Here is a 10,255-nt window from a genome sequence, read left to right as displayed (position 1 = left end):
CGCTTGCGCCGAAGGTAGTGCCAGGGTCACTTGGTGTGAGACTAGGAAGATGCACCTTCTATATAAAAAGCCAGATCTTAGGATCTGGCTTTTTTTATTTGTGGCCATAAAATTCTTAATTCACTAATTCATGCTTAAATAAGGCTTTTCGGCCTTTTCTTTTGCCTTTACTATCATTTCATATACAATAGTAATATGAAGAAAAATATCCTTAAAACTCAACTAGTTACCCTGTTTATCTTAACATTATTTTCATTTGTTTCTTTTTACTTTGGAAATGATCTACCGGATAACTACTTTACGATTACATCTAATAATTCAGGAAATATTCTTAGCTATTATTTTTTCTCATTGGTTAAGTTTGGCTCTTACTTTAGTGGGCCTTGGATTTTGATTCCTTTCTTCGTTTTTGCTCTATGCCATACATTTATATATGACAGAAGAGAGTATATGGTGGATATCCTCAATTTTTTCCCATTACTTTTCTTTGCTGGAAGTATTTCATTTTTTCTATTTCAAGATGCTCTTGGAATTGGACTACAGTATATTTTCAAAAATTCATTTACTTCGCTTTGGTTAGGTATTTATAGCGGTGTCGCTTTTGGATTATTTCTTTTGGGTACTTTTAGAGGTGGATTTAAAGAGAGTATCATTAAAGTATTTAATTTTACTAAGGCCGCTCCTAAGAAAGTGGTTCAGGCCAAACAAGCTCTCATTGCTCCATTTGAGAAGAAGAAACCTGTTGCCCAAATTGAGCATGATAATAGTCTACGAAAAAGAATGGATAGCATTCTAAAAGACGATAATAAAGATAAGGATGAGACTAAGAAAGAGGGATCTTTATTTGCTTCTCTCAATAAAATTAAACCACAAAATATCTTAAAGTCTAAGACTGTTGTTGAAGAGAAAACTGACAATATTGAACAAGATGATGAGGATATTGAAGAAGCAGTAATTAAGCCACAAATTATGAGACCTTCATTTGATGAATCAAATACAGTCGTTCGTACAGCTCCTGATGTTGAAGAAGAAGATCCTAGTGAGGATGTTGATAGTAATACTCCTAGAGAGCCGCAAGTTAAGAAGATTCTTGTAACTGCTCCGCTTAATCGTATGGCAGATACTTCTAGTGATAACCAATATTTTAATATTGTTGATACTGCTACAGAGGCTACGATTGAGAAGGTTTCGAATGAGCCTGATAAGGCATATTTTGAGCAAATTATTACACTTCTTGAATCTAAGCTTACTGAGTTTAAGATTGAGGGTGAAATTGTTAACGTTTTAAAAGGTCCTGTTGTTGATACTTTTGAATTTAGACCAGGGGCCGGTGTTAAGGTTTCTAAGATTGCAGGACTAGCTGATGATTTATCCTTAGCACTCTATGGAGCACCTATTCGTGTTGTTCCTGCAATGATGGGGAAAGATACTGTCGGTGTTGAAGTCCCAAGAAATCCTCGTGATATCATATATTTAGATGAAGTTTTAAGTTCTAAAGAGTTCCAAAATGCTAAATATTCTCTGCCTATTGCGATGGGGAAGAATGCTTTTGGTGAATCTTTTGTTATCGATTTAGCTACTTGTCCACACATGCTTGTAGCAGGTGCTACAGGTGCAGGTAAGTCGGTATTTATTAATTCACTTCTTGTATCACTTCTTGTTAAGAAGTCTCCTAAGAAGATGAAATTAATTCTTATTGACCCTAAACAACTTGAAATGGCCCTGTATGCTAAACTTCCACACTTATTAATGCCTGTTGTAACTGATGCAAAAACTGCTTCAATTGCGCTTTTATGGGCATGTCAGGAAATGGATCGTCGTTACGGAATTCTTGCTGAATTTGGTGTTAGAAATATTTCTGGATTCAATGAAAAACTCAAGAGAGCAACTCCAGAAATGCTTGCTAAGATTCACCATCACTATGAAGATACAACGGCCGAAGATTACGAATTACCATATATCGTTATTATTGTAGACGAGTTTGCTGACCTGGTACTTACTAAGGCCGGTAAAGAAATTGAAAATAATATCGCACGTATTGCAGCTAAAGCACGTGCCGCAGGAATTCACTTAGTTCTAGCAACTCAAAGACCTTCTGTTGATGTTATTACTGGTGTTATCAAGTCTAACTTCCCAACTCGTGTTGCCTTTAGAGTATCTTCAAGAACTGACTCAAGTACTATTCTTGATAAAATTGGGGCTGAGAGACTTCTTGGGAAAGGGGATATGCTTTACAAACACGGTATTAATACTCAGCGTGTTCACTCTTCATATGTAGATGAAGTAGAAATCGAAGCCTTAACTCAAAAACTTGAAGCGCTTGAATCAGGATTCGATGAAAAAGCAATGGAATTTCTTGAGAATGGTGGTGAAGTTGAAACAGATGAATACTCTTATGGTTCACATATCACACCTGCATCTTCATCAAGTTCAGGTGATTCTCTTTATGATGAAGCTGTTAAAGTCGTAATGGAATCTCGCTCGGCGTCAGCTTCTATGCTGCAAAGAAGATTGAGAATTGGTTACAATAGAGCAGCAAATCTTATTGAAGAACTTGAAAAGCGCGGGGTAGTAGGACCAGCTCAGGGCGCTAAGCCGCGTCGCGTTCTTGTTGATGGAAGTTCACCAACTCTATAATTCAAAAGGCCCTTTCTTTCGGTAAGTTAGGGCCAATAATTCCTCTAAAAATATTACAAAAAAATATTGAATCCATAGTGTCATCGTGTTAAAAATGCACCATCGCAATATCGCGAAATAAACTACTGCTCGAAGGTTGGTCCGTTCGGTTCGAGTTAGTGTAATTAACCAACTTAGGAGTTCGTATGTCAGAATTAAACATTAATGATCTTTTAAAAGCAGGTGCACACTTTGGTCACCAGACTCACAAGTGGAACCCAAAAATGAAGCCATATGTATTTGGTGAGAGAAACGGTATCTACATTGTTGACCTTGCTAAAACAATTCCATTAGCAAAAAAAGCTTATGACTTCCTTAAGAAAACTTCTTCTGAAGGTAAGCCAATTCTTTTCGTAGCTACAAAAAGACAAGCTTCAGAAACTGTTAAGAATGCTGCTGCATCTTGTGGTGCATACTACGTAACTAACAGATGGCTAGGTGGGATGCTTACAAACTACAAAACAATCAACCTTTCAATCGATAAACTAAGAAAAGTTGAAAAGATGAAAGAAACAGGTGACTTCGAGTTACTAACTAAGAAAGAAAGAATCAAAGTTGGTAAAGAAGTTGAAAAGCTAGAGAAAAACCTTGGTGGTATCAAGGATATGAGAAAGCTTCCAGGTGCTCTTGTTGTTGTTGATCCAAACAATGAAAGAATTGCTGTAAAAGAAGCTAACAAGCTAGGTATTCCTGTTGTTGCAATCGTTGATACTAACTGTGATCCAGAAGGTGTTGACTACGTTGTTCCAGGTAACGACGATGCAATCAAATCGATCACTCTATTCTCTGATTACTTTGCAGGTGCAATTGCATCAAATGCTGGTAAATCTAAGTCTGCTGGTAACCAAGTTACTGATAAGGCACTAGAAGAAGAAATTCTTTCTAAGTATGAGAACGACATCGATTTAGCTGGTGAAGAAGAATAATTAATAAATAATTAGCGAGGTAAAAAATGGCTATTACGGCAAGTGCTGTTAAGGAATTAAGAGAAAAAACTGGTGCAGGAATGATGGACTGTAAAAAAGCTCTATCAGAGACTAACGGTGATGTGGAAGCGGCAATCGATTTCCTAAGAACTAAAGGTCTTGCAACTGCTGCTAAGAAAGCAAGCCGTGTTGCTGCTGAAGGTACTGTCGTATCTCTAGTAGAAGGGAACGCAGGTGTTATTCTTGAAGTTAACTGTGAAACTGACTTTGTTGCTAAAGGTGATGATTTCCAAGGTTTCGCTAATACAGTTGCTGCATGGACTCTTTCAAATAAGCCAGCTTCTATTGAAGAACTTAAAGAAGCTAAGAACTCTGAATCAACTGAACTTACTATGAAATGTGGTGAGAAAATCGACCTAAGAAGATTTGCTGCAGTTGAAACTACAGGTGTTCTTGGATCGTATAACCACGGTGGAAAAATCGGTGTTCTAGTTGATCTAGCTACTGATAAAGCTGATGCTCCAGAAGTTGCGGAACTTGCAAAAGATATCGCAATGCACGTTGCAGCTGCTGCACCTTCTTTCTTAACTGCTGATGATATCGATGAAGATTACAAAAAGCGTGAAGAAGAAGTTTACCGTGCTCAACTTAAAGAAGAAGGTAAACCTGAAAACATGATCGATCAGATCGTTAAAGGTAAACTTGGTAAGCTAGCAAAAGAAGTATGTCTTCTTGAGCAAGTTTTCATCAAGAACCCAGACTTTACTATCAAGAAGCTTGTTGCTGATGTAGCTGGTAAAGTTGGTGGTGACATTACTGTAACTGCTTTCCACAAAATCAATCTTGGAGAAGGGATTGAGAAGAAAGAAGACAACTTAGCGGAAGAAGTTGCTAAGATGACTCAACAGTAAAATTAATTACTAAATACGAGAAAGGGCTTTTTTAAGCCCTTTTTTTTTGCAATTACAGTGTAGTGTTATTGGGGATTTATGAAATATAAAAGAATTTTATTAAAACTTTCTGGTGAGGCCTTAGCTGGTGAAGCTGGTTATGGTGTAACTCACGATGTTCTTAACCAAATTTCAGAAGAGGTTAAAGAGCTAGTCGCAATGGGTGTTGAAGTTGCGATCGTTGTTGGTGGTGGTAATATTCACCGTGGTGTAGCAGGTGCTACAAGAGGTATGGACCGTACTTCTTCAGATCATATGGGTATGTTGGCGACTGTCATAAATGCGCTTGCTATGCAGGATTCTCTTGAGCAAAAAGGTGTATTTACGAGAGTAATGTCGGCTATTAATATGCAAGAAGTTTGTGAACCTTATATCAGACGTCGCGCAGAGAGACACCTTGAGAAGAAACGTGTTGTTATCTTTGCAGCAGGTACTGGTAATCCTTACTTCACAACAGATACAGCGGCAGCTTTAAGAGCAAATGAAATTGACGCACAGGTAATTTTTAAAGCAACAAAAGTTGACGGAATCTATGATAAAGATCCAATGAAATATGATGACGCAGTTAAGTTTGATCAATTAAAATATATCGACGTATTAAATAAAGGAATTAAAGTAATGGATTCTGCAGCTATCTCACTTTGTATGGATAATGAGATGGAAATTGTGGTATTTAATATGTTTGAAAAAGGTAATATTGCTAAGGCCGTAGCTGGTGAAAGCATTGGAACTAAAGTTATTAAATAATTTATAAGAGGTATATTATGATTAATGAAATTAAATCATCATTAGAAACTGGTATGTCAAAATCAATTGATTCTTTAAAGCATCAATTAACAAAAATCAGAACTGGTCGTGCATCAGCTTCTGTTTTAGATGGTATAACTGTTGATTACTATGGTTCTCCAACTCCTGTTAATCAAGTTGGACAAATTTCAACTCCAGAAGCAAGACTTCTTCAGATTCAACCATTTGATAAAACACTTATCAGTGAAATTGAAAAATCAATTATCAATGCTAACTTAGGTCTAAACCCATCAAACGATGGTAATCTAATTAGAATTGCTTTCCCTGCACTAACTGAGCAAACAAGAAAAGAGCAGGTAAAAGAAATTAAAAAAATTGGTGAAGATAGTAAGATTGCAATTCGTAACGTACGTCGTGATGGAAATGAACTTGTGAAAAAAGCTGAAAAAGCAAAAGAAATTTCTGAAGATGATTCTAAGAAATTTCAAACTGAAATTCAGACTGTAACTGATAAGTATACTAAACAAGTTGATGAAATCATTGCTGCTAAAGAGAAAGAGCTTCTTACTCTTTAATCTTTATTTGAATTAATGATGAACTTTCAAACTTCTAAATTAAAACATGTTGCAATTATAATGGATGGCAATGGGCGCTGGGCACAGAACCGCGCCCATCGTCGTGTATGGGGACATGTGCGTGGAAGTTCTGTTGTTAGTGATGTCGTAGAAAAAGCTGACGACATGGGGATTAAGGCCCTAACACTTTATGCATTCTCTACTGAGAATTGGGGCCGCCCACCTTCTGAAATTAGAACTCTTTTTCTTCTTTTAAAGAAGTTCCTTATTAAAGAAAGAACGAGAGTTTTAAAAAATAATATTAAATTTAATATTATTGGTGATATTTCAAAACTTCCTAAAGATACAATTGAAATTATTAATCGACTAAAAGAAGAGTCGAAAGATAATACAGGATTAAAATTAACTTTTGCTTTTGGCTATGGTGGACGTGCAGAAATTATAAGTGCGGTAAATAAGCTAATTGCTGAAGATATTGAAGTGACTGAGGAGAATATCTCTCAAGCTCTTCATGCCCCTGAGTTAGGTGATGTCGACCTAATGATTAGAACTGGGGGAGATCAAAGAATCTCAAACTTTCTATTATGGCAGATTGCATATGGTGAGCTGTATTTTACAGAAACAATGTGGCCAAATTTCACAAGTAAAGAATTTGAAAATATTATTTATGAAGTTGAAAAACGTGAAAGACGTTTTGGACAAGTTTCTGAGACTGAATCGCTTGCTGCTTCTAAAAATAAGATTAGAAAGAATATTAGATTAATAAATTAAACGGATTTAAAATGACAAATACTCAAAAAAGAGTCCTATCTGCCATTGTAATGATAGGTATCGTCGCATTAGCATATTCTATTGGAGTCATTGGTATTGAAGCATTACTTATCGTTGTAAGTGCTGCTTGCTTTTATGAATTTGCTAAAAACTTTCTGTCCCTTAAAGTTACAGGGATTTTCACACTGATTAATTTTGTTTTCTTACTTGGAATCCAATTCTGGGCGATGAACAATCCTCATGTTTTTGAAGGTTTTTTAATTCCTTCTATTGGCTGTCTTTTGAATCTTGTTCTAATTGGTTACTTGTTCGTTTCTCCTATGGAGTCGATGAATTTTGTTAATTTACTTAAACGAGTTACTATCTTGAGTATGGTGATGTTTTTGATCCCATTTCTTAATCTTCATTCACTTCTTAATCGAAGCAACTGGCAAGCTCTTGTAATTATTCTATTAGTTTTTAACTTTGGGATGGATACGGGCGCATGGTTCTTTGGTAAGAACTTCGGAAAAACGAAATTGTGGGCGGCCGTAAGCCCTAATAAAACAGTTGAGGGCCTAATTGGAGGTGCTGCAACATCAGGATTATTAGGAACTTTAGTTTGGTATTATTTAATAGGCGATTTTGCGGTAAAATATATACTGATCTTTTTTATTTTAGGTATTTTGAGTCAGGTCGGGGATTTGATTCAGTCTAAATTGAAAAGACAAATAGGTGTAAAGGATAGCTCGAATTTAATTCCTGGACACGGAGGAGTTTACGATCGAATCGATAGTCTTCTTTTTGTCATTCCGTTTTACACACTATTGTTGAGTTATAAAATTTTATAAGGGTTAGTATGTTAGAGAAAATAGTTATATTTATTTTATTTTTAGGGCCACTAGTATTTTTTCATGAATTAGGACACTTCTTATTTGCCAGACTTTTTGGAGTAAGAGTTGAAGTTTTTTCAATTGGCTTTGGTCCAAAATTATTTAGATGGAAAAAAGGTGATACAGAGTACGCAATCTCACTAATTCCACTTGGTGGTTACGTTAAGATGTTTGGGGATGACCCATTCAATAAAGATGGTATCTCTGAAGAAGAAAAGAAGTTCTCTTTTATTCATAAAAAGAAATGGCAAAGATTTTGGATCGTATTCGGTGGTCCACTTGCTAACTTCATCCTTGCTTTCTTTATTTTCTTTGCCCTTTTCCTGACAGGTGAAAAAGTTCCAGAAATTAAAATTGGAAATGTAGCGAAAGAAACTCGCTTTTATAAATTAGGTTTTAGAAGTGGTGATATTGTAAATAAAGTAAACGAGCATCTAGTTACTTCTCCTAGCGATATCGTTCTGGAGAGTGATGGGCATATTAGCTCACTAACAGTTGTTCGCCTTGGGAAGAAAGAAGTTGTGAAGGTTGATATGAAACCTGAGCAATTTTTTGAAGAGATGGTTAATTATCCACCTTTCTTACTACTTCCTATCGTCAAATCAGCAGATGGAAATCTGTTTATTGTTTCAAAAGGGAAGGGGCCAAATATTGATTACAGCCTAGAGGAATTAGCAGTTGAGGGTGGTCACTTAGATATTTATCCGATTAAGTCTATTGATAATGAAACTAGTCAGCCAATTTTCGATAAAGATGCTAAACCTGTTACTCACTTAGATGTAACAAATGGTCTTAAGCATGCCCTATTTACTAATAACTATTTCCCAATGGACTTAGTTGTTAAAAGTGTTCAAATGAAGTCTCCTGCAGATAAGGCAGGTCTTTTGGCCGGTGATATTATCACTACGGTCAATGGAAAAGAGGTTAATTCATTTGATGAACTTAGAGGTGAGATTCAGGAAAACGAAGGTCAAGCTTCACTGAAAGTTATCAGAAAAGGTGAGATTAAAGAATTTAATATCACACCTGATGTTAGAACTGAAAATGGAGTGACTGTTAAGCTAATCGGTGTTTACAGCAACGGTATTTATGCTGCCGGGAAGTATGTTACAACTGAACCGATGAATTTCTTTAAGGCAATTCCAAGAAGCTTTTATCGTACTTGGGATGGAGTTGTTAAAACATTTGAAGGCTTTAAAAAGCTAATCACGGCAGAGGTTTCTCTAAAGAATATTGGTGGGCCACTTACAATTGGAAAAGTTGCTTCTGATTCTTTTAATACTTCAATCTCTTATTTTTTCCAGTTGATGGCGCTGATCTCTATCAACCTTGGTGTTATTAATCTTTTCCCAATTCCAGTATTAGATGGTGGGCATATTGTTTTTCTTATTTTAGAAGCGATTAACGGTGGACCACTTTCAAGAAGAAAGTTAGAAATTGCTCAGCAATTTGGACTCTCGATCTTATTACTATTAATGATTGGTGCATTATTTAACGATTTTACGCGATTCTTCTAATGATTTACTTATTTATAGATACATCACATCTTCTGCACTTTGGAATTCTTGATGAGAACTTCTCTTGGATAGAAGATGTTGTTGTTGAAACTAAGAAGACCTCTGAGGTTCTTCATGAAAATATTCACGCTCTGCTTTCAAAGAACGGTTTTGATATAAGTCATATTAAAGGTCTTATCTCTATTGCTGGCCCAGGATCTTATACTGGAATGAGGGTCGGGGAAGGCCTTGCTCAAATTTTTGAGTTAGATGATATTGAAGTTTACTCTTTTTACAGTTCAGATATTCCAAGTATTCTTGGAGAGAATTCAACTCATTGGATGTTCCCTGCTTTTAAAAAAGAGTATTATATTCGTACAAATGATAATGAAAAGCTTCTGACACAAGAAGAATTTGAAGCGTTTTGCTCGGGTATTGTGGATAAGTCGCTTTTATATACTCATGGAGAAAATGAGCTTTCTGATCGCTGCGAAGGGGATACAAGAGAAGTTCTTCGTAAGAATCCTGCCTCAATCTTTGCTAAAGTTGTAAGTGAGAAAATGAGACAGAGGCCATACTATTTTCGACCTCTTCACGTCGAATTTAAAAAGTCTTAGTATGACATGTCAGTTGAATATTGATAAATTATTAAAGTGAAAATATTTTATCTATCAAAGTCCACAATCAACTTTATTATAGTAGTAGCATTTCTATTATTACTATTATTCGGCTTTTATTTATTCTTATTTTTCTTTGTTATTGTAGGATTATTTCTTTTCTTATTTAGAAGAAAATTGAGCTCATTCAAAGAAGACCAAGTTACAACTCGTGGCTCTATCTATGCGCCTGTAACAGGAAAGGTTATTGGTATTGATAAAATTTCTAATGACGTTTCAGAGTTATCAATAAGAATGGGACTATTGAGTGGATATGGGATATATTTACCAATTTCAGCGAGAGTAAATAACGTGATCTTCAAAGATAAAGACTTTGGAACAAAAGTTACGTTAGAAGACTCTAATGAGAGAAAGATTAGATTGTATTTTATAAATTCATTTTTTAAACGTGACCCAGAGTTAATTGTACTACCGGGAGACCTAGGAAGAAGGCAAGTTGATATTGGCTTTTATCCATTTGGTGCTACCGTCAAGATGCAAGTTGAAAACTCTGAACTCCTCGTGGCCGTTAATGAAAAGGTTAGGGGTGGAGAAACGATAGTAGGTCGCTACTTAGAAGAATAAA

10 protein-coding genes are annotated in these 10,255 nt (G+C 35.7%); all 10 read left to right on the top strand.

Annotated features, from left to right (window positions below; translation table 11 throughout):
* Positions 1–195 precede the first annotated feature (195 nt).
* The 10 genes from ACMAYX_RS10490 (at position 196) to ACMAYX_RS10445 (ending at position 10,254) form a co-directional block, all read left to right on the top strand.
* Positions 196–2,637: a DNA translocase FtsK gene (locus tag ACMAYX_RS10490; protein WP_103217578.1), complete on the top strand. Its 2,442-nt coding sequence runs from the start codon at positions 196–198 to the stop codon at positions 2,635–2,637.
* Positions 2,638–2,822: 185 nt separating this feature from the next.
* Positions 2,823–3,602, top strand: a complete 780-nt coding sequence (gene rpsB, locus ACMAYX_RS10485; protein ID WP_103217579.1) for a 30S ribosomal protein S2 — start codon at positions 2,823–2,825, stop codon at positions 3,600–3,602.
* 26 nt (positions 3,603–3,628) lie between these two features.
* Positions 3,629–4,513 carry a translation elongation factor Ts gene (tsf, locus tag ACMAYX_RS10480; RefSeq protein WP_103217580.1) on the top strand — a complete coding sequence of 295 codons (885 nt, stop codon included), beginning with the start codon at positions 3,629–3,631 and terminating at the stop codon, positions 4,511–4,513.
* A 78-nt stretch (positions 4,514–4,591) separates the two neighbouring features.
* A complete protein-coding gene (gene pyrH, locus ACMAYX_RS10475; protein WP_021268728.1) occupies positions 4,592–5,299 on the top strand; it encodes a UMP kinase in 708 nt (235 codons plus the stop codon).
* A 17-nt stretch (positions 5,300–5,316) separates the two neighbouring features.
* Positions 5,317–5,874 (top strand): ribosome recycling factor, encoded by a 558-nt coding sequence (frr, locus tag ACMAYX_RS10470; RefSeq protein WP_103217581.1) that lies wholly within the window; start codon positions 5,317–5,319, stop codon positions 5,872–5,874.
* A gap of 18 nt (positions 5,875–5,892) precedes the next feature.
* Positions 5,893–6,645, top strand: a complete 753-nt coding sequence (gene uppS / locus ACMAYX_RS10465) for a polyprenyl diphosphate synthase (protein ID WP_103217989.1) — start codon at positions 5,893–5,895, stop codon at positions 6,643–6,645.
* Between the two features lie 11 nt (positions 6,646–6,656).
* Positions 6,657–7,475: a phosphatidate cytidylyltransferase gene (locus tag ACMAYX_RS10460; RefSeq protein WP_103217582.1), complete on the top strand. Its 819-nt coding sequence runs from the start codon at positions 6,657–6,659 to the stop codon at positions 7,473–7,475.
* 8 nt (positions 7,476–7,483) lie between these two features.
* A complete protein-coding gene (gene rseP, locus ACMAYX_RS10455; protein ID WP_103217583.1) occupies positions 7,484–9,034 on the top strand; it encodes an RIP metalloprotease RseP in 1,551 nt (516 codons plus the stop codon).
* Entirely contained in the window at positions 9,034–9,630 is a 597-nt protein-coding gene (locus ACMAYX_RS10450) for a hypothetical protein (protein ID WP_412463467.1), read from the top strand. Before rseP ends, ACMAYX_RS10450 begins: the two co-directional genes overlap by 1 nt.
* 177 nt (positions 9,631–9,807) lie before the next feature.
* Entirely contained in the window at positions 9,808–10,254 is a 447-nt protein-coding gene (locus ACMAYX_RS10445; RefSeq protein ID WP_412463466.1) for a hypothetical protein, read from the top strand.
* Position 10,255: the final 1 nt, after the last annotated feature.

Origin of the sequence: Halobacteriovorax sp. RT-2-3 (assembly GCF_047085075.1) — a bacterium.
GTDB lineage: Bacteria > Bdellovibrionota > Bacteriovoracia > Bacteriovoracales > Bacteriovoracaceae > Halobacteriovorax_A.
This window is presented reverse-complemented; position numbering and strand designations above follow the sequence as displayed.

Excerpts from the sequence above, each read along its gene's own strand:
- ACMAYX_RS10490 (WP_103217578.1), top strand. The coding sequence starts at position 196 with ATGAAGAAAAATATCCTTAAAACTCAACTAGTTACCCTGTTTATCTTA.
- rpsB (WP_103217579.1), top strand. The coding sequence starts at position 2,823 with ATGTCAGAATTAAACATTAATGATCTTTTAAAAGCAGGTGCACACTTT.
- tsf (WP_103217580.1), top strand. The coding sequence starts at position 3,629 with ATGGCTATTACGGCAAGTGCTGTTAAGGAATTAAGAGAAAAAACTGGT.
- pyrH (WP_021268728.1), top strand. The coding sequence starts at position 4,592 with ATGAAATATAAAAGAATTTTATTAAAACTTTCTGGTGAGGCCTTAGCT.
- frr (WP_103217581.1), top strand. The coding sequence starts at position 5,317 with ATGATTAATGAAATTAAATCATCATTAGAAACTGGTATGTCAAAATCA.
- uppS (WP_103217989.1), top strand. The coding sequence starts at position 5,893 with ATGAACTTTCAAACTTCTAAATTAAAACATGTTGCAATTATAATGGAT.
- ACMAYX_RS10460 (WP_103217582.1), top strand. The coding sequence starts at position 6,657 with ATGACAAATACTCAAAAAAGAGTCCTATCTGCCATTGTAATGATAGGT.
- rseP (WP_103217583.1), top strand. The coding sequence starts at position 7,484 with ATGTTAGAGAAAATAGTTATATTTATTTTATTTTTAGGGCCACTAGTA.
- ACMAYX_RS10450 (WP_412463467.1), top strand. The coding sequence starts at position 9,034 with ATGATTTACTTATTTATAGATACATCACATCTTCTGCACTTTGGAATT.